Here is a 23,566-nt window from a genome sequence, read left to right on the forward strand (position 1 = left end):
TCAGCCTTTCGGAGTGAGGTCGAGCGTCAGTTTCTTGAGGTCGAAGGCCTCCGCGTAGCGCTGTCCGCATTCGATACCGCGAACGCGGGCGAGGCCGAGGAAGGCTTCCCGGTCGTACCAAGGCCGGTGCCGTTGGGAGGCGTAGTGCTCCTGCAGCAGGCGGACCTTCTCCTCGGCGCGCTCGGCCGGCAGCGGCACGTACGCGGTGGGTTTGGCGAGGTCGCCGTCCCATTTCGCGATCTCGTACTCCAGCTGGAGATGGGTGCGGAACACCGTCGGCACCAGCTTCGCCAGGCCGCGGTGGTCCTGGTGCGCGTCGGCCGTACGCGGGGAGAGGACGAGGTCCGGGTCGGTGCGGCGGCGTAGTTCCTCCAGCCCGTTCTTGGCCTCTTCCCAGTGCGCGGGGAACCGGCCGTCGGGCAGTTTGAGCACGGTGACCTCGACGTCGGCGCCCTGGCAGAAGGCCGCGAGCGCGGCGCGCTCCTCCGTCTCCCGTTCGGTGCCGCCGCCGGAAAGGACGAGGGCGTCCACCCGGACACCCGGGTTGGCGGCGCAGATCGTCAGCAGTGTGCCGCCCGCCCCGATGGCGATGTCGTCACAATGCGCGCCGAGCGCGACGATCCGCTGGATCCCGCCGGTGCCGAGTCCGATCACGCCGTGCCCGCCGGCGCCGGTTCGCGTTCCCATCGCGCCCACGGACGGTCGCCGTGCGCGTAGGCGTCGTCCAGCTGGACGCGTTCCTTGACGGTGTCCGTCGGCTTCCAGAACCCGCGGTACGGGTACGCGAGCAGCTTGCCCCGCTTGGCGAGCTCGCCGCAGCCGTCGGCCACCAGGTCGCCGCCCTCGGGGATGTGGTCGAAGACCTCCTGGCGCAGCACGAAGTACCCGCCGTTCTCCCACAGCGGCATCTCACTGACCGGGGTCAGCGCGCCGATCCGGCCGTCCTCGCCCATTTCGACGCAGTGGAACGACGACTGCGGCGGCACGACCATCATCGACGCGCCGGCGTCGGATTCCGTGAACCGCTCGATCATCTCCGGCAGCGGGGCGTCGGTGAGGACGTCGGCGTAGTTGGCGAGGAACATCTCGTCGCCCTCGAGGTACGGGCGCACCCGGCGCAGCCGTTCCCCGATCGCGGATTCGAGACCGGTCTGCACGAAGGAGATCGACCAGTCCGCGATGTCGGTCGACAGCAGTTCCGCCTTGCCGTTGCGCAGGACGAAATCGTTGGAGGTGGTCTCCTGGTAATTGAGGAAGAACTCCTTGATGTGGTGCGCGCCGTACCCGAGGCAGAGAATGAACTCGGTGTGCCCGAAATGCGCGTAGTAGCGCATCACGTGCCAGATCAGGGGTCTGGGGCCGACCATGGCCATCGGCTTGGGCACGTCGGACGCGTCACCGTTGCGCATCCGCATGCCGTAGCCGCCGCAGAAGAGGACTACCTTCACGACTTCACCTCGACGATTTCCAGGTGCGGGATGGGGAAGACCAGTTTGCCGCCCCATTCGTCCACAAAGGACAATTGGGCGGTCAGTTCCTTCCGGAGGTTCCACGGAAGGACGAGTACGTAATCGGGCCTGTCCGCCTCGATACGCTCGGGCGGCAGGATCGGGATCCGGGTTCCGGGGGTGAACCGGCCGTGCTTGTACGGGTTGCGGTCGACGGTGTACCGCAGCACGTCCGGGCGGATACCGCAGTGGTTCAGCAGTGTGTTGCCCTTGCCGGGGGCGCCGTAACCGACGACGGTCTTGCCTTCGAGCGCCGCGTCGGTGAGGAACTTGTTCAGCTCGAGCCGGACCTTCGTGACCCGCTCGGCGAATTCGGTGTAGCCGGACATTTCGTGCAGTCCGGCGGCCTTTTCGGCGTCGAGGACCTGCGTCATCCGTTCGCTCGGCTCCCCGGCGACGGCGTCCGGGCGCGCCCACAGCCGGATCGACCCGCCGTGGGTGGGCAGGAGTTCGACGTCCACAACGGACAATCCGCCGCGAGCGAGAGCCCGGCGCGCCGATTCCACCGTGTAGTACTGGAAGTGCTCGTGGTAGATCGTGTCGTACTGGTTCTCCTGGATGAGCGTCAGCAGGTGCTGGACCTCGATGCTGACCCAGCCGTCATCGGCGACCAGGGCGCGGAGCCCGTGCGTGAAACCGATGATGTCCGGAATGTGTGCGTAAACGTTGTTCGCCACGACGAGGTCGGCGGGACCGTGCTCCTCGCGGACGTCGCGCCCGCTTTCGGGACCGAGGAACGCGGTCTTCGTCGGCACCCCGGCGTCACGCGCGGCTTGGCCCACGTTCACCGAAGGTTCCACGCCGAGACAACGGATCTGCCGCGCCACAACATGTTTGAGCAGATAACCGTCGTTGCTGGCGACCTCGACGACGAACGAGGACTCGTCGAGCCCGAGTCGTTCGACAGCACCGTCGACGAACGTCTTGGCATGTTCGACCCAGGAGGCGGAATACGACGAGAAGTACGCGTATTCGGTGAAAGTCTCCTCCGGGGTGATCAGCGGCGGAATCTGGGCGAGCCGGCATTCGGTGCAGACCCGCAGGTGCAGGGGATAGGTCGGCTCCGGTTCCGCGAGCTGCTCCGCGGTCAGAAATCGTTCGCACGGCGGCGTCGCTCCGAGGTCGACGACGCTGGCGAGATGGGCCGAGCCGCAGAGTCGGCAGGTGGTCATCGAGAGGCTCCTTGGCTCGCGTCAGGTATCCCAGACGTCGGCACCCCGGGTCGCCTCGTTACATGCCTTTCAGGGGTCTCACGCTTCCGTCTCATAACCGAAACCTGCCGTCTCGGCCATCGGCGCAGATGTCTCCGCCATCCGGGCGCGGGCATGCCGCAAGTAGTCACCTACTTGCGGCATGCCGCGTTCACCCAAGCGTCAGTGGCGCCCCTCACACCGTCAAGAAACCACCAGCGCGTAGTCCGCGTCGGTGGCCGACGTCTCCGGGTGACCATCGGCGTTCACCTGAGTCGCCACGACCTCCACCGTCCAAGTGCCCGCGGCCGGCTTCTCGAGGATGACGTTCTCCACCGTGTCGACGGTGTTCGGTGCCCCTCCGGCGGTCGAGAAGTTGCCCGCCTTCAGCCCGTTGTTGCCGTAGTAGACGGTCCCGTCCGGCGCGGTGACCTTCAGCGTCAGGTCGTTGACCCTGGCGACCGACGCGCTGGGCGAGCCCGCCGGGTCGGTGTAGGCCAGCGTGGCCTTGAACTGCTTGGTCCCGTTCACCGCGACCGTGTACTTCTTGGACTGCCCGGTGCCCAGCAGGTCGGTCTCGTTCACCAGCACCGGCAGTTTCCACCCGTTCGCCTTGGCCTGTTCGTGCAGGTATCGCACGTTCGCGGTGCCCCAGCCCTGGTGCGTCCGGGTCATGTCGTGCGAGGTGCCGCTGAACGCGAACTGATCGGCGCCGTTGATCAGGAGCGCCTTCGCGGTCGAGGCGTGCGGGCGGCTCGCGAAGACATCGCGCCCCTTGCCGGGGCCGCCGTCGAACACGCCGTCGGCCCACATCTGGAACAGCAGGCCGGCGTTTCCGCAGGTGATCGGGGTCGCGCCGCTCGTGCCGCCGAACGACGCCGTGTACGAGGTGTCGCTGCCGGACGACGTGGTGTCGATCCGGTCGTAGTAGTTCGACAGTTCCGGTTTGATCCGGCCGTCGGCGGCCGGGCCGATGCTGGCGCCGCCGTTCACTTGTCGTCGGTGCGGCCGAGCGTGTTGTAGTGGTACTGCCCGCCGACCGAGAGCACGTTCTTCGACCAGGCCTGCGGCCGCGACTGCTGGGTTCCGGCGTTGCTCTGCGACTGGCAGATCAGCAGGTCGAGGTCGAAGACGATCTTGTCGAGTTCGGCCGAGACCGAGGTGTACGACGTCGTCAGCCCACCGCCCCAGCTGTTGCTCTGGAACACCGCGCGGTACTTGCCGCCCGCGTCGACCAGCTCCTTGGTGTGGGCGTACCGGTCCGGCTTGTTGTAGGTGGCGAAGATGCCCTGGCCCTCGGGCAGCAGACCGCGCTGCGGCGCGCTCACCCCGGACGCGAAGATCTGCCCGTACGTCGAGGTGCCGTGGCCGGTGTCGGTCGAGTTCGAGCCGTGCATCACCGTCGGCCGCGCCTTGAACTCCTGATGGGTGACGCGCAGGCCGCCGTCCATCACCTCGCCGCGCACGCCCTGGCCGCGGTAGCCGCCGACGCTCTCGACGTAGTTCGCGCCCCCGCTCTCCCTGGCGTTGGCCATGTCGGTTTCGGGGGCGGTGATCGCGCCGACCGCGAGCACCTCGGCGCCCTGTGCCACGGTGGAGGCTTGACCGGCACCGAGTTTCGCGACGATGTGCTGCCCGCTCTGCGAGATCGCCTCGATGCCGCCGCCGAGCCGCAGGATCCGCTCGGCCACCGCGCGCTGGTCCCGCGCGTCCGATTCGACCAGCGTCACCAGGTAGCTGCCCGTCGCGGCGAGTGAGATCTCCACCTTGTCCGCCGGCCGGTATTCGCCGAGCCAGCGGACGAAATTCAATTTCGCGACCGATTCGCGGTTCTCCGGCTTCAGCCGGACCACGTAGGCGAAATCGGGAATATAGGTCCCGATCCGCACGCCGAGTGAACGCAATCGCCCGCGTTGCTCGTCGGTCAGCGCGCTCCGGACCTGGAGCAGGTAGGCACCCTTCCAATCCTGGCTCGCGGCCGTCCGCTGGCTGAGCGGATCGAACGTCCTGTTGGCCAGGCGGATGAATTGGGGGTCTTCGGCGGCCGGGGCGGCGACGGCCACCCCGCTCGTCAGTAGCATCGCGCCGACCAAGGGCGCGAGAAAGCGGACAGACTTCGGCCGTGGCATGAAATACCTCCGGGAGCTGGAGCAGGGGAGAGGTCTTTCGAAGGTACCGGCCGAAAAGTGTGATGATCAGCCGCTGAACGGCCCAGCCGTTTTCCGGTGTTGCGGAAAACGGAGTATAAACGGTTGAAAAGTGGTTCAGGAAATCTCGTCGATCGCCCCGCTGAACCGCGTCAGCCGCTCGCGTTCGTCGTCGCCGAGTCGCCGTGTGCTGCCTTCGGGCAGGGTGCACGCGACCCAGATGGTGCGGCAGCGCGCGTAGACGGCCCGTTCGTCGCGCAGCCTGCTGTTCACCACGACGTCGCAGGTCCCGATCCGGCCGACCACGGTCTCCACCTCGACCGGGTTGTCGCGGAAGGTCAGCCTGCGCAGGTAGCTGACGTTGTGCTTGGCGATCAGATACGCCGGTCCCTTGGCCTGGAAGAGGTGCTCACGCCGCGGGTCGAGCATCCCGACCTGGGCTTCCTGGAAGTAGTCCAGCAGCCGCACGTTCCCGACGTGACCGAGATAGTCAAGGTCGGTGAGACGCAGGCGATGGCGGTAGAGGTGGATCTCGGGAGCGGGACGCGCACTGGTCGTCCCCAGCGGATGTGCGTGCACGAAGTGGATCTTCAACGATCGCGTCGTGTTCCGGCCGCGCGGCGCAACGGACACCGGCCCGGTTCACTCCATCAGGGCTTCGGAGAGCTCGCGGATCGCGGCGGTCTCGGCGGTGTGGATGTCCCGGATCATGGTGCTCATCGTGCTGAACAGGTCGCGGACCTCGACGTCGGTGAACGGCGTTTCGTCGTTGTAGTGCGCGCGCAGTTTCCACATCTCCTCGCCGGCCGCCGCGGCGGCGTCCTGCCCCGCGTCGCCCTCTCGGACACCCGCCGACACCGCGCTGACCAGCCCGCGCACCCACGCGAACTCGGCGTTCGACGCCGGAACCGCCACCTCCGCCAGCTCGGCCCAGCGCTCGCCGATCCCGCGCCAGGTCGACGCCTGTTCGGCCAGCGCCGGGAGTTCGAGCAGGCCGGAGGCCTCGGTGAGCGCGTCGGCGAACAGTCCACGCAGATGCCCGCCTTCCATCCCAGCCGGGGTGACGCTCTCCCAGACGTTGAACAGCGCCCCGACGAGCCCTCGCCGCTCCCCGAACGCCCGAGGCCAGCCCTTGGGGTCACGTTCGTCGGTCATCGCCTTCGCCCAGCGTCCCCAGGCGGGCAGCGAGAACGACTTCGACGGCGCCGAGAGGTTCCGCGCACAGTCCGTCAGCCCGGCGCGCACGGCCGCCCGCCAGTCGGAGACCTCGCCGGGGTGGATCGTCGCGAGCAGGTTCTTGTACGAGCCGACCCGGCCGCGCGCGGCGTCGAACGTCTTCCGGTCCACCGTCAGCCGGGCGAGGTTCCGGTCGTCGACGAGCACCCGGCCGTCCTCTTCGCCGTACGCGACGACGAAGTGCCCGCCGCCGCCGGACATCTCCGTCGGCAGATGCCAGTAACCGAGCGACTCGCGGTCGGGGAGGACGATCACCGGCCGCCCCGCTTCGAGGTCGGTGGTGAGCCGTTTCGCAGCGGTGCGTTTGCCGCCGGTGCGGAGGTCGATGCCGAGCCCAAGACGGTCCACTGTGGACTTGAGCCATTCCTGGGGATATCGCCAGTGCGCGCGGAAACCGAACACGATCGTCGACATCGTCTCGTGCGCGAAGTCCCACAGGATGTAGCCGGCGCCGATGCCGCCGGAGACGGCGAAGATCAGCGCCTCGCTGGGCGCCTTCCCGTCCGGCCCTTCGGCACCGTGGTGCGCCAGTACGGCGGCCACGGCCGAGACGTCGGGTTGCAGTCCGCCGCGCAATTCGTACTCGCTCACCCCCGCCATCATGCCCGTCGACGGCGGAGGTGAGCGAGTGCCGTCAGAGCTTTTCCGCGACCGGGATGACGTCGCTGCCGATCTTTTCGACGAGGTCGAGATCGGGAAGGCCGGGAATGGATCCGATCGCGACGTCGACGCCGAGTTCGGCCAGCTTGCCGAGCGCGTCGTTGAGTTCGCCGGCCTTCTCGCCCTTCGGCCCGATGTCGAGGGTGTGATAGACGGTCTTGGTGATATCGGCGTAGTCGCGGCCTTCGTTTTCGCAGTGCTGCTTGAGCACATCGAGTTTGCGCTCGAGATCCGGGCCGTTGAAGAGATTGCACATGTCGCCGTATTTCGCGACGAACCGCAGTGTCTTCTTTTCCCCGCCACCGCCGATCATGATCGGCGGATGCGGCTTCGACAGCGCCTGCGGCACGTTCAGCAGCCGCTCGGCCCGATAATGCTCGCCCTCGAACGGACCGTCGTCGTCACTCCACATCTGCCGCACGTACCGGAGCGTCTCTTCCAGGCGCTCGAAGCGTTCCGCAGTGGACGGGAAGGGAAAACCGAGCCCGCGCGATTCCTCTTCGTTCCAGCCCGCGCCGATCCCGAGAATGGCGCGGCCGCCGGAAAGGACGTCGAGTGTCGTGATGGCCTTCGCCAGCAGGCCGGGCTCGCGATAGTGCACACCGGTGACGAGGGTGAACAGTTTCGCGCGTTCGGTGTGCGCGGCGAGGAAACCGAGCGCGGTGTAGGCCTCGAGCATGTCGTTCTCGGGCGGGCCGACCATCGAGATCTGGAAGAAGTGGTCCATCAGCGCGATGGAGTCGAAGCCGGCTTCGTCGGCCTTCCTGGCGACGGCCGCCAGCTCGGCGCCCAGCGCGCTCGCACCGTTCGGCCAGGTGAGGTCCGGGATCTGCAAACCTAGTTTCATGCTTTCGACGGTATACCCGGAGTTACTCCACGTGCGGACTCAGAAATCCCGGATCAGGGAAACCCTGCCGCGCAAGGGATCCGTCACGTACACCGTCCTGGTGAGCTGGTCGATGGCGACCGCGCCGGGGTTGACACCGAGTGACAGGTCGCCGGTGAGCAGGCTCGTCACGCCGTCGATCCTGGCGACACCGTTGGGGCCGCCGTTGGCGTAGACGGTGTTGGATCCTTCGTGGACCGCGAGCGCCGACGACTCCGAGCGCAGCAGCACGGTCGCCTTCTCCTTGCGCGCGCCGCCGTCCACAACGGACAGATGATGGATCGCCGAATTCGCGACGAACACCGTCCCGGACGCGCTGTGCACGGCGACCCCGGTCGGTGACTTCCCGACCGGGATGCCGCCGGTGAACTTGCCCGCGCCGATGTCGAAGACCTCCAGCGAGTCGGTGGCCGTGCTGGTGCAGTACGCGAGCTTGCGACCGCCGTCGACCGCCGTCGACGACAATCCCCGTGTGGGGCCGGGGACCAGGTCCAGCAGGCGGCAGCCGATGCCGTCGATGACGGCGAGTGTCCCGGTGAGATCACTGACCGCGTAGATGCGGTTCGCCTGCTCGTCTACGTCGACGCTGGACGCGCCAGGACCGGCGGGCACCACGCTGACGACGTCGTTGGTCCGTCCGTCGAGGACGAGGACGGTCCCGCCGGGCGGGTTCGTGACGAAGACCCGGTCGGTCACGGTGTCCACGGCCAGGCCTGCGGGCTCGCCGCCGACCGGGATCACGTCGCCGACGGTGCCGGATCGCGAATCGAGGACGACGATCGTGCCGGTGGACGGGTCCGAGATGTAGGCGAAGCCGGTGACGGAATTCACCGCGACCGCCTCCGGGGTGCCCCCGACCTCGACGAGAAGCACTTTCTCGGCTCTGGCCGCCGGTGCGAAGGCGACCGCTGAGGCACCGGCCGCGGCCAGCGTGAGCAGGGCTCGGCGGCTCAGTTCGGGTCCTCGCACAGGCGCCTCCCGATGATCGTTCCGGGGTTCGACGATAACCCGCGATCCGGCCACGCGAAGGAACTTCGCGTCCCCCGATCGCGTTGTTTCCGATGAGTAACCTTCCTCTCGCCCCAAACCTCGGAGAAAGAAAGGAGCAGGACGCCGTGCACAAACACCAGAACGGGCTGAAGACCGTCGTCCTGCTCGGCGTGCTGTCCGCGCTCATCGTCGGGATCAGTGGTTTCTTCGGACGGGGCGCGCTGGTCATCGGCCTGGTGGTGGCACTCGGCGTCAACGCGTACGCCTACTGCAACTCCGACAAGCTGGCGCTGCGGGCCATGCGCGCCCGTCCGGTTTCGGAGGCCGAGCAGCCCGCGATGTACCGGATCGTGCGAGAACTGGCGACCACGGCGCGGCAGCCGATGCCGCGGCTCTACGTCAGCCCCACCCAGGCCCCGAACGCCTTCGCCACCGGCCGCAGCCCCCGGCACGCGGCGGTGTGCTGCACCACCGGGATCCTCGACCTGCTCGACGAACGCGAACTGCGGGCGGTGCTCGGGCACGAACTGTCCCACGTCTACAACCGCGACATCCTGATCTCGTGTGTCGCGGGCGCGCTGGCGAGCGTGATCAGCGTGATCGCCAACATCGCGATGTTCACGAGCGTCTTCGGCGGCAACAACCGCGAGGACGGCGACAGCCCGCTGGTGGGGCTGCTCCTGGTGCTGATCGGGCCGATCGCGGCCGCCGTCGTGAAGCTCGGGGTGAGCCGCTCGCGGGAGTTCCAGGCCGACGCGTCGGGCGCGGAACTCACCGGAGACCCGCTCGGACTGGCGTCCGCACTGCGGAAGCTCGACAAGGGGACGCGTGCGGCGCCGCTCGTGCCGGAGCCGAAGCTGGTCTCGCAGTCGCACCTCATGATCGCGAACCCGTTCCGGCCGGACGGCGGCCTCGCGAAACTCTTCTCGACCCATCCGCCGATGGACGAGCGCATCCGGCGCCTCGAAGAGATGGCCCGCCGCCCCTACTGACCCACCCGCCGGATCGCGATTAGGGGGCGAAACGCAGGTCGGCCTCGGGATCGCGATTAGGGGGCGAAACGCAGGTGGGCCTCGGGATCGCGTTTAGGGGGCGAAACGCAGGTCGGCTTCCGGGGCGCAGTTAGCGGGCTAAACGCGATCCGGTCCCACCTCGTGGGGAATCGACGAGTACGTCCAGAGCGACGCCGCCGACGGCTTCATGCTGGTGCCGCATCTGACCTCGGGTGGGCTGGACGCGTTCGTCGACGACGTCGTCCCGCATCTTCAGGAACGGGGTGTCTTCCGGACCGGCGACACCCTGTGTGAGCATCTGTTCAGCCGGTAGCACCCTGGGTGCGCGCGACGTTCATCAGATATTCGCCGTAGCCGGACTTCGCCAGTTTCGCGCCGAGCGCGAAGCACTGCTCCGCGTCGATGAAGCCCATCCGCAGCGCGACCTCCTCGAGACAGGCGATCCGGACGCCCGTCCGGTGTTCGAGGACCTGCACGAACTGGCCCGCTTCCAGCAGCGAATCGTGCGTGCCGGTGTCGAGCCAGGCGAACCCGCGGCCGAGGTCGATCAGGGTCGCGCGGTCCTGTCGCAGGTAGGTGAGGTTGACGTCCGTGATCTCCAGCTCACCGCGCGGGGAGGGCTTGAGGTCGCGGGCGATCTCGACGACTTGGTTGTCGTAGAAGTACAGGCCGGTGATGGCCTTGTTCGACTTCGGCTTCTCCGGTTTCTCCTCGATGGAGAGGAGCTTGCCGTCGCCGTCGATCTCGCCGACGCCGTAACGCTGCGGGTCCTTGACCGGGTAGCCGAACAGCACGCAGCCGTCGAGCGCGGTCGCCGCGGCCTGCAGCCTGCTGGAGAACCCCTGGCCGTAGAAGATGTTGTCGCCGAGCACGAGCGCGACGTCGTCGTCGCCGATGAAGTCCGCGCCGATGACGAACGCCTCGGCCAGCCCGTTCGGGGCGGCCTGTTCGGCGTAGCCGAAGCTGAGCCCGAACTGGCTGCCGTCGCCGAGCAGCCGCCGGAAATGCGGCAGGTCGACCGGGGTCGAGATGATCAGGATCTCGCGGATCCCGGCGAACATCAGCACCGAGATCGGGTAGTAGATCATCGGTTTGTCGTAGACCGGTAGCAGCTGTTTCGATATCGCCTGGGTGATGGGATGCAGGCGCGTCCCACTGCCCCCCGCCAGCACGATGCCCTTCATGCGATGCCCCCGCTTCGTAGCCGATCGCTCGGGATCTCACACTACCGGGTGGCTCAGAACGCCGGACCCTTCGCGAAATACGCCTTGCAGCCGAGGTTGTACTCGGTGGAGATCTGCAACACGTTCTTCCCGCCGTCGACCGGCAGCAACGTCGAGCTGTAGTTGGGGCAGAAGTTGTTGTGGATCCCGACGATGTGCACCGGCGCGGGCAGTTCGTACCAGTCCCCGGCGCCGAAGTTGTCGTTGGCGAGCAGGACCCGGCCGTTCTTGTCCTGCGGGTCCCCGGCGGCGTTGGTGTAGATCTGCCCGACCATCACCAGCCGCACCCCGTTCGGGCCGCCGGGGAACAGCGTGATCGTCTGGGCGTGCTGGAAGTAGTTGCCGCTGGCGGTGGTGACGCGGGTGCCGGGGTCGAGGGGATCGCCCCAGTTGGCGCCGTCGGAGGAGATCTTGAAGTACGGATCGCAGTAGCGGTCGCGGTAGTTGCAGATCTCGTAGGCCAGGTAGTACCGGCCGTCGGGGAGGCGGCGGATGATCGGCATCCCGGGCCGCACCCGATGGGGCGGGATGGCCATCGTGCGCTGCTTGGTGCCCCAGTTCACCCCGTCGGTGGAGGCGACCCGGTTCATCACCTGCGCGAACTGCGGCGCCTCGGTCTCGTCGGCGTAGTGCAGCCACAGCGTGCCGCCCGCGTCGACGACGAACTCCGGCTCCCAGATGCCGTCGTGGTTGTGCGAGCGGGCTGCCTCGGACAGGAAGGCCCACGTGCGGCCGGCGTCGCGGCTGTACCAGATCTTGATGCCGATCCGCCGCTGCGGACCGGCGTCCTGACGGTAGCTCGCGGCCCACAGCAAGGTGCCCGCGCGAAGCCTGCCGACCCGCTGCGGCAGTTCGTACAGCGTCCCGCAGCACATGCCGTAGCGGCCGTCACGGTCGCGGACCTCGCCGATCTTGTGGAAGCTCTGGCCCTCGTCGGTGCTCTCCATGATCGGGGTGAACTTGCCGCTCGCGTCTTCGCTGGTCAGCGACGCGAGGATGCGGCCGCGGCCGATCGAGGAATGCTCCAGGCGGATGAGCCGCGGGTACGAGCCGTAGCCGGGCACGAGCTGTTGGCGCTCCGCGGCCTGTGCGGAGGTGAACAGGGACGCGATCACCGTGAGTGACAGCGCGAAGGCGAGTGCGGAGCTGAAACGGCGCTTCATCGTGACCTTCCTCGAACGCGATCGCCGGATTACAACACGGGCTTTTACCCCTTTCGGGCTCCCGCGAAGGCGTCGCGGCGGAAACCCACGTCCGAGTGGCCTGAATCGCTCGGCTGAGTGGTCCGGTAACGCTGGGCTATCGGTCGACGAAGATCCGATGACGGGTTCGACTAGGGGGAAATACGTGATCAGGCGCTTGTGCGCGGCCTTGGGTGCCACGCTGCTGACCGTGGGCCTGGTGGCCTGTTCGCCGCCGAACATGGGGCGCGTCGTCCCGCAGGCGGCCGCCCCGGAAGGGCTGCGCCCGCCTTCGGGGACCTCCGCGCCGCCGACGTCCACCACAACCCCGCGGCCAGGTCCGCAACCGGAGGAGAAGCACTCGGGGAAGGGGAACGCGTCGGTCCCCATGGCCTGGCCGATGCGCCTCGGCTTCGTGACCTTCGACTGCCCGAAGTGTTCCGGGCACGTCGCGGTCAACACCGAGAACGAGCTGATCGTCAACGACATCGGCCCGTACAAGGGCACGCAATGGATCAACGACATGCCCGGTCATCAGGCGAAGACGTTCACCGTCAAGGCCAACGCCGCCTGGACGCTGACCATCACCGACGAAAGCGCCCTGCCCGTGCTCGAGCCGGGCAAACCCCTGGCGGGCAAGAGCGAAGCGGTCTTCGCCGTGCCCGACGGCATCTCGTCGGTCGCCGTCACCACCAAGAACAGCGGCCGTACCGCGGTGTGGGTGCACAGCGACGACTTCTCGGATCTTCCCGTGAACCAGCTCGGCGACTACAAGGGCAGCGTGCCCGTGACCGGCCCGGCCTTCGTGTCGCTGGAAGGCGACGGGACCTGGACGATCACCGCGTCGTAGACATGACGAAGGCCACCTTCGGAGCTCCCGAAGGTGGCCTTGTCGTCTCCGCGCTCAGCGGTAGTTCGTGAACTGCAGCGCGATCTCGAAGTCCTTGCCCTTCAGCAAGGCGATCACGTCCTGCAGCTGGTCCTTCTTCTTGCCGGACACCCGCAGCTGGTCACCCTGGATCTGCGCCTGCACACCCTTGGGGCCCTCGTCGCGGATGAACTTGGCGATCTGCTTCGCCTTGTCCGACGCGATTCCCTGCAGGATCTTGCCGCCGATCTTGTAGATCTTGCCGGACAGCGCCGGCTCGTCCGCCTCGAAGGCCTTCAGGGAGATGCCGCGCTTGATCAGCTTCTCCTTGAACACCTCGACCGCCGCCAGCGCCCGCTCCTCGGTCTCGGACTCGATCGCGATCGCCTCCTCGCCGGACCAGTCGATCTTGGTCCCGGTACCCCGGAAGTCGAACCGTGTACCGAGTTCCTTGCTGGCCTGGTTCAGGGCGTTGTCCACCTCCTGGCGATCGACCTTGCTCACCACGTCGAAAGAGGGATCCGCCACGTGTTCTCACACCTCGTACTCGCTTGTCAGGAGCTTCCACCCTAGCCCTGCGGAACCCGGTTGACCGGCCCGCCACGGCATTGGGTATTCTTTCGTCTCGGCCGGGGACACCCGGCCACGGCGAGTTGCCCGAGCGGCCAAAGGGATCTGACTGTAAATCAGACGGCACTGCCTTCGGGGGTTCGAATCCCTCACTCGCCACACCGAAGCGGCCCCGTGACCAAGTCACGGGGCCGCTTCGTTTGTTGTGCAGGACACACCGAGTTAGTGGTTAGTAACCAGTAACTTGGTCTCATGGCTGTACGGATGAGCGGAACCGAACGACGTGCCCAGGTGCTGGCCATCGCCGCGAAGGAGTTCGCGGAGCACGGGTTGCACGGGGCGTCGACGGAAGCGATCGCGAAGACGGCGGGGATCACGCAGGCGTATGTCTTCCGGATGTTCGGGACGAAGAAGGCCCTGTTCCTGGAGTTGGTCCAGGCAGCTTTCGAGCGGCTCAGCGACGGGATGCGAGACGCGGGCGAGGGGGAGACCGGCCTGAAGGCGCTCTCGGCGATGGGCGCCCAGTACTTCGACCTGCTGGCCGATCGGACCGGGTTGTTGTTGCAGCTTCAGGGCTTCGCCGCGTGTGGCGATCCGGAGGTGAGGGACGCGGTGCGGTCGTGTTTCGCACGGCTGTGGGACACGGCCGAGAACGGCACCGGACTCGACCCGGTGACCGTGAAGACGTTCCTCGCCTTCGGGATGCTGCTGAACACCGGTGCCGCGATGGACGTCGAGGAGGTCGACGCCGCATGGGCCGAGGGGGTCCGCACCCGGATCCAGCCGGGTCTGTTCACGCACATCACCACCGAGACGAACCGATGAACACCCGCATGGACGTCTCCGTCCAGCGGACCGGGCGACTGAGCGCCGCGCTGGTGTGCACGGCGTTGTCGGGGGCGGTGATCGGCAGCGTCGGGGCACCTCTCATCACTCCGGTCGCCACGGGGATGCACGTATCCCTGGACGCCGCGCAGTGGACCTTGACCGTGACGCTGTTCAGCGGCGCGATCGCGGGTCCGGTTCTGGGCAGGCTCGGCAGCGGCCCGTATCGCCGTGCCACGATCCTGGTCACCCTGGCCCTGGTCATGACGGGTGGGTTGTTGACGGTGCTCCCGCTTCCGTACGCGGCGCTGTTGATCGGACGCGGCCTGCAAGGGCTCGGGGTCGCTGCCGGGGCGCTGTTGATGAGCGTCGCCCGCGCACACCTGCCACCCGACCGCTCGACATCGACGATCGCCGCGCTGTCGGTCGCATCGACAGTCGGCATCGGGGTCGGCTACCCGGTGGTCAGCCTTCTCGATCAGCTCGCCGGACTGCGCGCCGCGTACGGATTCGGCTTCCTCCTGTCCGCCGTCGCGCTGGTCATCGCCTGGCGGGCACTGCCTGTCGAGGCCCCCGGCGCGCTGCCCAGGATCGATGTCCCCGGCGCCCTGCTCCTCGCTCTCGGCACGCTCGGGGTGCTCCTGATCATCGCCGAACCCTCGATATGGGCGACCGCGTGGCTGGCCGGTGGCCTTCTCGCCGGTTCCGCCGCGGTCCTGGCCGTGTGGGCGTTCATCGAACTGCGCACGACGGTGCCGCTGGTGAACCTCCGGCTGCTCGGCCAAGGTCCCATTTTCCGCGCGAACCTGGCGATTCTCGTGGCCGGGGCAGGTCTGTACCTGTTGTTCAGCTTGTTCACCCGCTACGTGCAGACTCCCGCCGGCGCCCACTACGGATTCGCGCTTCCCGGTGTCGCCGCGGGTGCGGCACTGATCCCGTTCTCGCTGCTCGGGTTCGTCGCGGGAAAAGCGATTCCGCGTCTCGTCACGCGCATCACCGAACGGTGGACGTACGCGTTCTCGGTCGTGATCGCCGTGGCCGGTGCGCTGTTGTTCGCCGTCGGCAATCGGTCGCTCGTCCTCGTCCTCGTCGCGATCGCCCTGCTCGGCTTCGCCGTCGGAGGTGTCTTCGCGGTGATGCCCAAGCTCGTTCTGGTCGGTGTGCCGCAAGGGGAAACGGCCAGCGTGCTCTCGATCAACCAGATCGCCCGCAGCATCGGAATGGCCGTGGGCAGCGCGCTCGCCGGTTTGCTGCTCGCCGCAGCCACTCCGGACGGCGCCTTGCTCCCTACCCGGACCGGCTACCTCACGACGGCACTGTGGGCATTGCCCCCACTCGTCGTCAGCGCACTCATCATCGCCACGAACAGATCGTCCTGATCCGTCAGCGCGGTGCGCGTTCCCAGACCGACACGTGTTTGGTGCTCTCGGCGGTCAGTTCCGAGCGGTCCCAGTCCGCCCAGCGGTACTTCAGGCGCATCCCGGCGATGCGTGCCATGAGATCCATCTCGGCGGGCCAGGCATACCGGAAGGGGATGCGGCGGAACCGCCCCCGCCCATCCGGCGCCACAGTGACGTGGTTCGACGTGAACTGCTGTGTGACCACGTCGTACTGGTCGAACCCGACATAGCCAGGCGCCATCGCGAACGGGACGATGTCCTGCCCGGGCGGCAAGCGGCGCAGGTCCGGCAGGCCCACCTCGATCAGGAACAGCCCGCCCGGCCGCAGGTGGGCGGCCGCGTTGCGGAAGACGTCGACCTGACCGTCCTGGGTGGTCACGTTGCCGATCGTGTTGAACACCAGATAGACCAGCGAGAATTCGCCGGCCACCCGCGTTTTCGTCATGTCGCCGATCGTGACCTCGACCGCGTCGCCGCCCGGCTTGCTCGCGATCCGCTCCGCCATCGCCCGGCTCAGTTCGATGCCGTCCACCGGCACGCCGCGTGCGGCCAGGGGGATCGCGATCCGCCCCGTCCCGACGGCGAACTCGAGCACCGGGCCGTCGGCCAGGTCTTCGAGGACGTCCACCACGGGCGCCACCACTTCTGGCGCGTTCGCGCCTCCCGGCGCGTCATAGCCCGCGGCCACACTCTCGGGGAACCAGCCGTCCGCCGGGTCGTCTCCCGTGCCCGTCTCACCGATCACGGTCGCCGACGCTACGCCCGCGGCCGTGCGCTTCTCATCCTGTTTTCGCCCGGCGAGGCGTTACCGTCCGCGGTCCGGCCTTTGCGGCCACGCCGGATGCGTGTTCGGTTCGGCCAGGTCTTCAAGGTAGGTGTACTCGCTGAAGTCGTCGTCCGTCGAAGGTGCTTTTCGCGCGCGCCGGGGTTCGGCCTGCGTGGGCGCCGACTCGAGTTCCACGGCGACCTCGGCCAACAGCGGCCACAGCTTCTCCTGGGCTCTCGGCGCGAACAGCGCCTGCGCGAGCGGGTGCTCGCAGTTCCCGGTGGCGACCTCCTCCCAGCTGAACTTGCCGTCCCGGACGCAGTCCGCGGCACGGGCCAGCCGCGGCGGGACCTCGGGCCGTTCCGCCGCGCGGCGGAACACCTCGGCCGTGAACTTCGACGCGTCGACCATGACCGCCACCTCCGTCGTGTTCCCCGTCGCCGAACCGGAGTACGACCCTACCGAGCGGCCGGTGAGCAGGGAATTCCCGCCGCGCGACCCGGTGAAGCGTCAGTTCGCCGCGGCCCGGTAGCGCAGCAGCACGATCCCCGACGCGAAAGTCCGCTCCTCCACCAACCGCAGCTTCGGAACGCCAGTGGCGCCCTCGAACAGCCGACGGCCTTCGCCGACCACGACGGGATAGACGAACAGCCGGTACTCGTCGACGAGGCCCTCGGCGATGAGCGCCCGCACCAGGGAGATGCTGCCGGTCGTCACGATGTCCTTGCCTTCGGCGGCCTTCAGGTTCTCGATCTCCGAACGCAGATCAGCGGAGAGCACCGTCGTGTTCTCCCACTCCGGCTCCGTCAGCGTGCTCGAGACCACGTACTTGTTCACTGCGTTGAGATAAGCCGAAATGCCTGTCGTGTCGTCGGTCTGCTTCGGCCAGTACCCGCGCATGTCTTCGAAGGTGACGCGTCCGAGGAGGAACGCGTCGGCGTTTTCACGTTGTTCCCGGAGCGCGGCCATGACGTCCGACTGATCCATGTCCGGATCGGTGTCGCCCGGGCTGAACCAGTCGCGCGCCAGCTCGATGACGCCGTCGATGGTGCAGTTCTCGGTGACGATCAGCTCCCGCATGGACCCGACCGTACCGTCGGCCTCCGACAAGAATGGGCCGATGACCGAGCCGACCGCCCACGGATCCGTCGTCCTCCGCGAGTTCACCGAAGCCGATGTCCGGCTTGCCCTCGAACTCGGCGAAGACCCCTATATTCCGCTCATCGGCAGCCTTCCGGCGCGGCCGACCCGGCGGGAAGCCGAGGAATGGGTGCGGCGACAGCGGAGCCGACAGGCCGAGGGGCGGGGCTTCCCCTTCGTGATCGTCGCTGACGAAACCGCCGTCGGCACGATCGGTCTCTGGCTGCGAAAGCTGTCAGAAGGCATCGGGATCGTGGGCTATTCGATCTCGCCCCGGCATCGGCGCCGCGGCTACGCGACGGACGCGCTCAAGGCCATCACCGAATTCGCCTGGACCGTCCCGGGCGTCGAGCGGATCGAGCTGTACATCGAGCCATGGAACCGCGGTTCTTTTCGCGCGGCCGAGAAAGCGGGCTACCGGTACGAACGGTCGCTGCCCGCTCATCACGAGATCGGTGGCATCCCGAAGGACATGCTCCTCTACGTCTCGACGTGAACCGCGCGCCTCGACGGGTACCACGCCTCGCCGTAGCTCCGGACGCCGCGGGCGATGAACGGGTCGAGCGAGACCAGGTCGTCGACGACCAGGGCGACTTTGCGTTGTCCCGCTTGGATATTGCGGAACTTCCGGGAAATGCGTTCCGTCGAACTCGAAGGCCGGCCCGCTCAGGCCGTGAGAACCTGGGCACGGTTGAGGACCAGCATGTCGGTGATGAAGCAGACCGGCGTGCCGTCGGCCGCCCGGCCGATCCAGGTCGGGTAGCTGCCGTCTCCCCAGCCGGTGGTGAACGCGATGATGTTGCCGTCGGCTCCGTCCGGGGTGACATCGATGTGCGGGTCCACCTCCTCGAACTTCTCCAGGAGGTCGTCGTCCATCTCCTCGGGGAGGGCGGCGGCGTCGGCGAAACAGCCCGTGCCGCTGTCCACGCCGTAGCCGTAGAACTCCCCGTCCCCGAGGAAAAGCGCGTTCTGCCCGGGCCAGAGCGCGGTTTCCCAGCTGGCGACGGGAACGTCGGCGACGACGAGTTTGGCGGCCGCGACCCGTTCGTGGGCCGGTTCGTCGACGAATCGGATCACGGAGACCTCGACCTGGTACTCGCCGGGAGGCACGGTGACCGTGAAGTGCTCCGCGTCCCCGTCCAGGAAGGCGGGGTCCGCCGCGACGAGCCTGCCGCTGGGCATGCGGAGTTTCCCGGCGTCCCGGAGTTCGACCTCGACGAGGCCGTGGTCGCCGCTCAGCGAGAAGCGTGTGCCCGAGGTGAACATCTCGTCCATGCCGGAAGGTCGCAGCGGCACGGACGGCCGCCAGGGGCGCTCGTCGGCGGGCAGCGGCGGATCGGTGTCGGGGGCATCCGGGGTCCGGAGGGTCAGCGGCCCCGAGTTCGCGAGAGCCTCCCAGTCACCGAAGGCGGGCTTCGGCATGGTCAGCTCGGACACCTGCTTGCGCACCTGGCCACTGCTGGAGCCACCGCCGTAACCCTGTGGCGCCTGATGCATCCAGCCCTTGCCATCCGGGCCGAAGGACATTTCCAGGTGGCCGGCGCTCTTCTTGTCGAACTCCTCCTGGTCGTCGAACCGATAGGTCCACTGCTCGACTTTGATGAGGAACAGTGCGTCGTCTTCGAGTACGCGGTACTCGAACAAACCGCGACGCCTGCCCTGCCCATCGAACTGCACTGAGCGGGCGAAGCGATGCTTCCAGGCGATTTCGAGCAGCACCGACGGCGCATCGGTGCCGGGACGCACCAGCGCGACGGCGTACTGCTCTCCGGCGGCGTCGCGTTCCCGCGCGGCGCCGGGTGAGAGCCGCCCGGTCAGCGCGCGAGCGGCCGGATCCCAGCCCTCGCAGTAGACGACGTCCAGCAAAGTCCCCTCAGGCATGGAGCGGAACCTAGCGGGAACCCCCGACAAAACCCAGGGCTATTCGCGTATCGCGTAGTCGCCGAAGGCCGGTTCCAACAACTCGAAAGCCCGCTGGGTCGCCTTCGTCAGCGCTTCGGCGATTTCGTCGTTGCTCTCGCCCGCGTGCGAGCGCCGGAGGACCTCGCGGAAGAGGACGCGGTCGATCGCGTTGAGCTCGGCCGCGGCCATGACCGGGGTGACGTCGTCCGCGTCGGCTCCGGTCTCGGTCGCGAGCAGTTCGGCGAGCGCCGCTTCGCGCAGTTCGTGCAGTTCACGCAGTCGTGCGGTCAGGGTGGGGCTCTCCAGCACCATTTTCGCGAAGACCGGTCCGGTGAAGCCGATCACGGGCGAGTGCTCCGCCACCGCGTCCAGGAAGGTGCGCCGTAGCGCGGCCAGCGCCGACTCACCCGGCTTCCGGTCGCGGACGGCGTTCGCCAGCCCGTGCGTGAACTCCTCGTGCTGGTCCAGTGCCAGGTCTTCTTTGCGTGCGAAGTAGTTGGTGACGGTCTTCTTCGCGACTCTGGCCGCCGCGGCGATCTCGGCGATCGTCGTCTCCTCGAAGCCCTTCTCGATGAAGAGCAGCGTCGCCTGGTCGGAGATCAGCTGTCGTGTCTCCTGCTTCTTGAGCTCTCGTAAGCCCACATCCGCGCTGGTCATGAACGAAGTTTACCACCGTCGTAAAAGTATCCTTGACTTCCAGTGCGTCGGATGTAAACTTACGTCCGTACTACCGATCAGTGAGAGAAGAGGCTCCTTGACCGCTCGAATCCCCCAAGGCAACGAAGGCACCAACCGTGCGCAGGCTCGCCGGAACGACCGACGCCATCAGCAGCCGTTCCCCGGCCGCTCGATGCCGGTGCGCCGCTCCATCGGCGTCCCGCGCCGCCGGTCGTACTGACCGATCAGCTCATCCGAAACTCACCGCCGACCGAAGGGGATAACCCATGAACGTCCTTGCCTCCACCATCTCGCTGACCGTCGACGACGTCGCCGCCTCCAGCCGTTTCTTCACCGAGCACTTCGGCTTCACCGAGCAGATGGCAGCGGAGGGTTTCGTCTCCCTCGGGCACGAAACCGCGAAGGTGGCCATCGTTCTGCTTCAGGCGGGGATCGAGGTCCTGCCGGAGAACCTGCGGCAGCAGCGCGCTTCCGGCGTGATCGTGGCCTTCACGGTCGAAAACCTCGAAGTCGAGGAGAAGCGCCTGCGCGACGAAGGCGTCGAGATCACGTTGCCGTTGCGGGAAGAGCCGTGGGGAGAGCGCCTCTTCATGGTCACCGACCCGAACGGTGTTCCGGTGGAACTCGTGGAATGGGTGCAGCAGTAAGGAAACGCCGAAGCGGGGCTCGGTCCACAGTGAACCGAGCCCCGCTTTTCCGTTGCTCGTGAGTGGTAAAGACGGTTCTAACCGTCCTTACCACTCACGATCCCCGGCCATGTCGCTTTCGTCGCGGGCCTACTTCATCGTGGCGAGCTGGATCAGGTTGCCGCAGGTGTCGTCGAAGACGGCGGTGACCACGGGGCCCATGTCGACGGCGTCCTGGGTGAACTCGACGCCCAGCCCCTTGAGCCGCTCGACCTCGGCGTGCACGTCGTCGACAGCGAACTGGGTGAACGGGATACCGTCACCTGCCAGCGCCTTCTTGAACGGCTTCGCCGCGGGGTGCCCGTCCGGTTCCAGCAGCAGTTCGACGCCGTCGGGGTCGGCGGGGGAGACCACGGTGAGCCAGCTGGCGCCTCCGGTGGGCACGTCGTGTTTCTTGATGAACCCCAGCTTTTCGGTGTAGAAGTCCAGTGCCTTGGCCTGGTCGTCGACGAAGACGCTGGTGATGTTGATCCGGATCACGGGTTCGGTTCCTCTCGGTCGATGGGCCACCGCTCGACGATCGACCGCAGCGGGCTCGTGTCGATGTGGTGGAACTTGTAGCGGCCCTGACGCCGGGTGTGCACCAGGCCCGCCTGTTCGAGGGTCGCGAGATGCTGCGAGATGGCCTGCCGCGAGGAGGACAGGCCATGCTTCATGGTCAACCTGCCGCAGATCTCGAACAGGGTCTGACCGTCCTTTTCGGTCAGCTCGTCCAGGATGGTGCGTCGCGTCGCGTCGCCGATCGCCTTGAACAGGTCGCCGTCCACGGCCCAGTTATAGGCAAGTCGTCGCTTGCCTGTCAACTCGCGGTCAGGACCCGAGGTAACGCAGGATCGCCAGGACGCGACGGCTGTAGCCGGCGGTGTTGGCCAGTCCGAGCTTGTCGAAGATGGCGTTCACGTGCTTCTCGACGGAGCTCTGAGACACGTACAGCGACCCGGCGATTCCGGCGTTCGTGTGGCCCTGTGCCATTTTCTCCAGCACTTCACGCTCGCGGACGGTCAGTTTCGCGAGTGGATCGGTGTGCGTGGTCCGCGCGAGCAACCGCCGGACCACCTCCGGATCGAACGCCGCCCCGCCCGCGGCGACCCGGTCGAGCGCGTCGAGGAATTCGCCCACCTGGGCGACCCGGTCCTTCAGGAGATAGCCGACGCGTTCTCCGTCGCCGGTGATCAACTCGGCGGCGTAGCGCTTCTCGACGTACTGCGAGAGCACCAGGACCCCGATCCCCGGCCAGCGTTTCCGGATCTCGAGCGCCGCGCGCAGGCCCTCGTCGGTGTGGGTAGGTGGCATGCGGACGTCGGTGACGATCACGTCCGGCCGATAAGCGGCCGTCGTCGAGAGGAGCGCGTCGCCATCGCCGACCGACGCCACGACCTCGTGCCCCTCTTCGACCAGCAACCGGACCAGTCCCTCGCGCAGCAGGGTCGAGTCCTCGGCGAGGATCACTCGCACGGCAGCACCGCCGTCACCACGGTCGGACCGCCGAGCGGACTGTCCACAGTGAACTCTCCGTCCGCGGCCGCGACGCGCATCGCGAGGCCGGAAAGACCACCACCGGACTCCCGCGCCCCGCCCGTGCCGTCATCGGTGATCCGCACCCGCACCCTGTCCCCGTCCCGCTCGGCCTCGATGTCGATCCGCGTCGCCGCGGCGTGCTTGATCGTATTGGTGACCGCCTCGGACGCGACGAAGTAGACGACGGTCTCGATGGCCGCCGGCGGCCGTTCCGGCAGGTCGACGCGCAGGTGGACCGGTACGCCGGAACGTTCCGCGAGCGCTTCCAGCGCGGGGTGCAGCCCGTCCGTGTCCAGCGCGATCGGATACACCCGCCACGAGACCTCGCGCAGGTCCACGAGAGCACGCTGGGATTCCTCATGCGCTTGCCGGAGCAGATCCGACGCGTGTTCCGGATCGGCTGCCCGCCGCGCGCGGCCGAGCAGCATCCCGAGTGCGACGAGACGCTGCTGGACGCCGTCGTGCAGGTCCCGTTCGATCCGGCGGCGCTCACCGTTGACCGCCTCGACCACCTCGGCCCGGCTGGTGGCGAGTTCGGAGACCCGGCGGCGTAACCGTTCCTTCTTGCTGGGCCCGAAGAAGTGCCTCGCCAGCTTGCGGTCCAGCGTCGCGGCCCCGAGAAGCCCTTGCAGGGAGAGGAAAACGAGCAGCGCGCCGAAGAGCGCGGTGGTGACGGGGTCGTACCAGTCGGCCGGTGCCCCGCCTCCGGGGGACTGACCGTTGAGAAGCTGGTAGGCGATGATCACGCCGGATCCGGTGCCCAACAGGATCAGGACGAAGACTCCGGCACTGAGCAGTCCGATGACGCACCGCGGAACGAGATAGGCCATCGCGCGGCGTCCGGTGTAGTCCGTGGCGTTCTCGTCACCGAGGTACTTCTCCAGCCGTCGCCGTTCCACTTCGGACAGTACGCGGGCGCCGGTGAAGACGGGCCGCCGCAGCGCGGGAATCGTGAGCGCGATGCCGCCGAAGAGGACGTAGAAGAACTCCGCGAACGCTGTCATGGCGCCGATCGCCAGGCCCAGCGTGCCGCGGAGCGCTTTGCGCAGGTAGCGGCGCATCGCTGCCGGAACAGGCATAACGCCAGGTTAGCGGGGTATCCGAAGATCGGTATTGCGGTTTTCCTCAGTGATCTGTGCCGCTTCACCCCAGGGTGCGGAACCCGGGTGATTCGTACGT

The 23,566-nt window shown here is 67.5% G+C and carries 29 protein-coding genes, 1 tRNA gene and 1 pseudogene; 10 read left to right on the forward strand and 21 right to left on the reverse strand.

The features are described 5' to 3' along the window. From H074_RS15350 to H074_RS15385, 9 genes are all read right to left on the reverse strand, one after another. Nucleotides 1-654 (reverse strand): PIG-L deacetylase family protein, encoded by a 654-nt coding sequence (locus H074_RS15350; RefSeq protein WP_007030963.1) that lies wholly within the window; start codon nucleotides 652-654, stop codon nucleotides 1-3. Continuing rightward, nucleotides 651-1,448, reverse strand: coding sequence for a sugar phosphate nucleotidyltransferase (locus H074_RS15355; RefSeq protein ID WP_007030964.1), 798 nt, complete (start codon nucleotides 1,446-1,448; stop codon nucleotides 651-653). The genes H074_RS15350 and H074_RS15355 overlap by 4 nt, the downstream gene beginning before the upstream one ends. After that, the gene (locus H074_RS15360; RefSeq protein WP_007030965.1) at nucleotides 1,445-2,680 is read right to left on the reverse strand and encodes a class I SAM-dependent methyltransferase; all 1,236 of its coding nucleotides are present in this window, start codon (nucleotides 2,678-2,680) and stop codon (nucleotides 1,445-1,447) included. The genes H074_RS15355 and H074_RS15360 overlap by 4 nt, the downstream gene beginning before the upstream one ends. 222 nt (nucleotides 2,681-2,902) lie before the next feature. Further along, on the reverse strand, nucleotides 2,903-3,691 hold the full coding sequence (locus tag H074_RS41560; protein ID WP_235096766.1) for a S8 family serine peptidase: 789 nt from the start codon (nucleotides 3,689-3,691) through the stop codon (nucleotides 2,903-2,905). Continuing rightward, nucleotides 3,688-4,827: a S8/S53 family peptidase gene (locus H074_RS41565; protein WP_235096767.1), complete on the reverse strand. Its 1,140-nt coding sequence runs from the start codon at nucleotides 4,825-4,827 to the stop codon at nucleotides 3,688-3,690. The genes H074_RS41560 and H074_RS41565 overlap by 4 nt, the downstream gene beginning before the upstream one ends. Before the next feature lie 135 nt (nucleotides 4,828-4,962). Then, the gene (locus H074_RS15370; protein WP_235096768.1) at nucleotides 4,963-5,424 is read right to left on the reverse strand and encodes an acyl-CoA thioesterase; all 462 of its coding nucleotides are present in this window, start codon (nucleotides 5,422-5,424) and stop codon (nucleotides 4,963-4,965) included. Between the two features lie 63 nt (nucleotides 5,425-5,487). Continuing rightward, the gene (locus H074_RS15375; protein ID WP_007030967.1) at nucleotides 5,488-6,672 is read right to left on the reverse strand and encodes a BtrH N-terminal domain-containing protein; all 1,185 of its coding nucleotides are present in this window, start codon (nucleotides 6,670-6,672) and stop codon (nucleotides 5,488-5,490) included. A gap of 43 nt (nucleotides 6,673-6,715) precedes the next feature. Beyond that, nucleotides 6,716-7,588, reverse strand: a complete 873-nt coding sequence (locus tag H074_RS15380) for an LLM class F420-dependent oxidoreductase (RefSeq protein ID WP_039922444.1) — start codon at nucleotides 7,586-7,588, stop codon at nucleotides 6,716-6,718. A gap of 39 nt (nucleotides 7,589-7,627) precedes the next feature. After that, complete coding sequence (locus H074_RS15385; protein ID WP_007030969.1) at nucleotides 7,628-8,596, reverse strand: YncE family protein; 969 nt, start codon at nucleotides 8,594-8,596, stop codon at nucleotides 7,628-7,630. A 146-nt stretch (nucleotides 8,597-8,742) separates the two neighbouring features. Here H074_RS15385 and htpX point away from each other — a divergent pair, with 146 nt between their 5' ends. Together htpX and H074_RS40260 are read left to right on the forward strand one after the other, a co-directional pair. Further along, nucleotides 8,743-9,609 (forward strand): zinc metalloprotease HtpX, encoded by an 867-nt coding sequence (gene htpX / locus H074_RS15390; RefSeq protein ID WP_007030970.1) that lies wholly within the window; start codon nucleotides 8,743-8,745, stop codon nucleotides 9,607-9,609. A 169-nt stretch (nucleotides 9,610-9,778) separates the two neighbouring features. Next, nucleotides 9,779-9,943 (forward strand): annotated as a pseudogene (locus tag H074_RS40260) (F420-dependent methylene-tetrahydromethanopterin reductase); the annotation flags it as partial. Here H074_RS40260 and rfbA read toward each other — a convergent pair. Then, nucleotides 9,933-10,814, reverse strand: coding sequence for a glucose-1-phosphate thymidylyltransferase RfbA (rfbA, locus tag H074_RS15395; protein WP_007030972.1), 882 nt, complete (start codon nucleotides 10,812-10,814; stop codon nucleotides 9,933-9,935). The pseudogene H074_RS40260 and the gene rfbA overlap by 11 nt on opposite strands. Nucleotides 10,815-10,867: 53 nt before the next feature. Continuing rightward, nucleotides 10,868-12,016 (reverse strand): sialidase family protein, encoded by a 1,149-nt coding sequence (locus H074_RS15400; protein ID WP_007030973.1) that lies wholly within the window; start codon nucleotides 12,014-12,016, stop codon nucleotides 10,868-10,870. A 184-nt stretch (nucleotides 12,017-12,200) separates the two neighbouring features. On the opposite strand from H074_RS15400, the gene H074_RS15405 reads away from it, so the two are divergent. Continuing rightward, entirely contained in the window at nucleotides 12,201-12,884 is a 684-nt protein-coding gene (locus tag H074_RS15405; protein ID WP_007030974.1) for a hypothetical protein, read from the forward strand. A 54-nt stretch (nucleotides 12,885-12,938) separates the two neighbouring features. Here the strand turns inward: H074_RS15405 and H074_RS15410 are convergent, their stop codons facing one another. Beyond that, nucleotides 12,939-13,430, reverse strand: a complete 492-nt coding sequence (locus H074_RS15410) for a YajQ family cyclic di-GMP-binding protein (protein WP_007030975.1) — start codon at nucleotides 13,428-13,430, stop codon at nucleotides 12,939-12,941. 119 nt (nucleotides 13,431-13,549) lie between these two features. On the opposite strand from H074_RS15410, the gene H074_RS15415 reads away from it, so the two are divergent. The 3 genes from H074_RS15415 to H074_RS15425 all read left to right on the forward strand — a co-directional run bounded on the left by H074_RS15415 (nucleotide 13,550) and on the right by H074_RS15425 (nucleotide 15,676). Continuing rightward, nucleotides 13,550-13,631: transfer RNA gene (locus H074_RS15415), tRNA-Tyr, on the forward strand. A gap of 93 nt (nucleotides 13,632-13,724) precedes the next feature. Further along, nucleotides 13,725-14,297, forward strand: coding sequence for a TetR/AcrR family transcriptional regulator (locus tag H074_RS15420; RefSeq protein ID WP_235096769.1), 573 nt, complete (start codon nucleotides 13,725-13,727; stop codon nucleotides 14,295-14,297). After that, nucleotides 14,294-15,676, forward strand: a complete 1,383-nt coding sequence (locus H074_RS15425; RefSeq protein ID WP_007030977.1) for an MFS transporter — start codon at nucleotides 14,294-14,296, stop codon at nucleotides 15,674-15,676. Before H074_RS15420 ends, H074_RS15425 begins: the two co-directional genes overlap by 4 nt. Nucleotides 15,677-15,680: 4 nt before the next feature. On the opposite strand, the gene H074_RS15430 is transcribed toward H074_RS15425, so the two are convergent. Then, nucleotides 15,681-16,442 (reverse strand): class I SAM-dependent DNA methyltransferase, encoded by a 762-nt coding sequence (locus H074_RS15430; protein ID WP_007030978.1) that lies wholly within the window; start codon nucleotides 16,440-16,442, stop codon nucleotides 15,681-15,683. Nucleotides 16,443-16,502: 60 nt separating this feature from the next. Next, a complete protein-coding gene (locus tag H074_RS15435; RefSeq protein ID WP_007030979.1) occupies nucleotides 16,503-16,874 on the reverse strand; it encodes a hypothetical protein in 372 nt (123 codons plus the stop codon). Here H074_RS15435 and H074_RS42055 point away from each other — a divergent pair. Next, nucleotides 16,873-16,995: a hypothetical protein gene (locus H074_RS42055; RefSeq protein ID WP_268744763.1), complete on the forward strand. Its 123-nt coding sequence runs from the start codon at nucleotides 16,873-16,875 to the stop codon at nucleotides 16,993-16,995. The genes H074_RS15435 and H074_RS42055 overlap by 2 nt on opposite strands. On the opposite strand, the gene H074_RS15440 is transcribed toward H074_RS42055, so the two are convergent. Then, nucleotides 16,974-17,543, reverse strand: a complete 570-nt coding sequence (locus tag H074_RS15440) for a dihydrofolate reductase family protein (RefSeq protein WP_007030980.1) — start codon at nucleotides 17,541-17,543, stop codon at nucleotides 16,974-16,976. The two genes, H074_RS42055 and H074_RS15440, sit on opposite strands and share 22 nt — an antisense overlap. Before the next feature lie 40 nt (nucleotides 17,544-17,583). Between H074_RS15440 and H074_RS15445 the strand changes: the two genes are divergently transcribed. After that, nucleotides 17,584-18,099: a GNAT family N-acetyltransferase gene (locus tag H074_RS15445; protein ID WP_039922587.1), complete on the forward strand. Its 516-nt coding sequence runs from the start codon at nucleotides 17,584-17,586 to the stop codon at nucleotides 18,097-18,099. A 170-nt stretch (nucleotides 18,100-18,269) separates the two neighbouring features. Here H074_RS15445 and H074_RS15450 read toward each other — a convergent pair whose 3' ends face one another. Continuing rightward, complete coding sequence (locus H074_RS15450) at nucleotides 18,270-19,484, reverse strand: DUF4241 domain-containing protein (protein ID WP_039922448.1); 1,215 nt, start codon at nucleotides 19,482-19,484, stop codon at nucleotides 18,270-18,272. A gap of 39 nt (nucleotides 19,485-19,523) precedes the next feature. After that, nucleotides 19,524-20,162 carry a TetR/AcrR family transcriptional regulator gene (locus tag H074_RS15455; protein ID WP_007030983.1) on the reverse strand — a complete coding sequence of 213 codons (639 nt, stop codon included), beginning with the start codon at nucleotides 20,160-20,162 and terminating at the stop codon, nucleotides 19,524-19,526. A gap of 97 nt (nucleotides 20,163-20,259) precedes the next feature. On the opposite strand from H074_RS15455, the gene H074_RS40745 reads away from it, so the two are divergent. After that, the gene (locus H074_RS40745; RefSeq protein ID WP_158633258.1) at nucleotides 20,260-20,403 is read left to right on the forward strand and encodes a hypothetical protein; all 144 of its coding nucleotides are present in this window, start codon (nucleotides 20,260-20,262) and stop codon (nucleotides 20,401-20,403) included. 46 nt (nucleotides 20,404-20,449) lie between these two features. Then, nucleotides 20,450-20,830 (forward strand): VOC family protein, encoded by a 381-nt coding sequence (locus tag H074_RS15460; RefSeq protein WP_007030984.1) that lies wholly within the window; start codon nucleotides 20,450-20,452, stop codon nucleotides 20,828-20,830. Nucleotides 20,831-20,959: 129 nt separating this feature from the next. Here the strand turns inward: H074_RS15460 and H074_RS15465 are convergent, their stop codons facing one another. Genes H074_RS15465 through H074_RS15480 form a run of 4 tightly spaced genes read right to left on the reverse strand, consistent with a single transcriptional unit; the run spans nucleotide 20,960 to nucleotide 23,466 of the window. Beyond that, on the reverse strand, nucleotides 20,960-21,349 hold the full coding sequence (locus tag H074_RS15465; protein WP_007030985.1) for a VOC family protein: 390 nt from the start codon (nucleotides 21,347-21,349) through the stop codon (nucleotides 20,960-20,962). Beyond that, nucleotides 21,346-21,636 carry an ArsR/SmtB family transcription factor gene (locus tag H074_RS15470; protein ID WP_007030986.1) on the reverse strand — a complete coding sequence of 97 codons (291 nt, stop codon included), beginning with the start codon at nucleotides 21,634-21,636 and terminating at the stop codon, nucleotides 21,346-21,348. The genes H074_RS15465 and H074_RS15470 overlap by 4 nt, the downstream gene beginning before the upstream one ends. A 43-nt stretch (nucleotides 21,637-21,679) precedes the next feature. Continuing rightward, complete coding sequence (locus H074_RS15475) at nucleotides 21,680-22,324, reverse strand: response regulator transcription factor (RefSeq protein ID WP_039922451.1); 645 nt, start codon at nucleotides 22,322-22,324, stop codon at nucleotides 21,680-21,682. Further along, a complete protein-coding gene (locus tag H074_RS15480) occupies nucleotides 22,315-23,466 on the reverse strand; it encodes a sensor histidine kinase (protein WP_235096770.1) in 1,152 nt (383 codons plus the stop codon). Before H074_RS15480 ends, H074_RS15475 begins: the two co-directional genes overlap by 10 nt. Between the last annotated feature and the right edge of the window lie 100 nt (nucleotides 23,467-23,566).

The organism is Amycolatopsis decaplanina DSM 44594, assembly GCF_000342005.1.
Lineage (GTDB): Bacteria > Actinomycetota > Actinomycetes > Mycobacteriales > Pseudonocardiaceae > Amycolatopsis > Amycolatopsis decaplanina.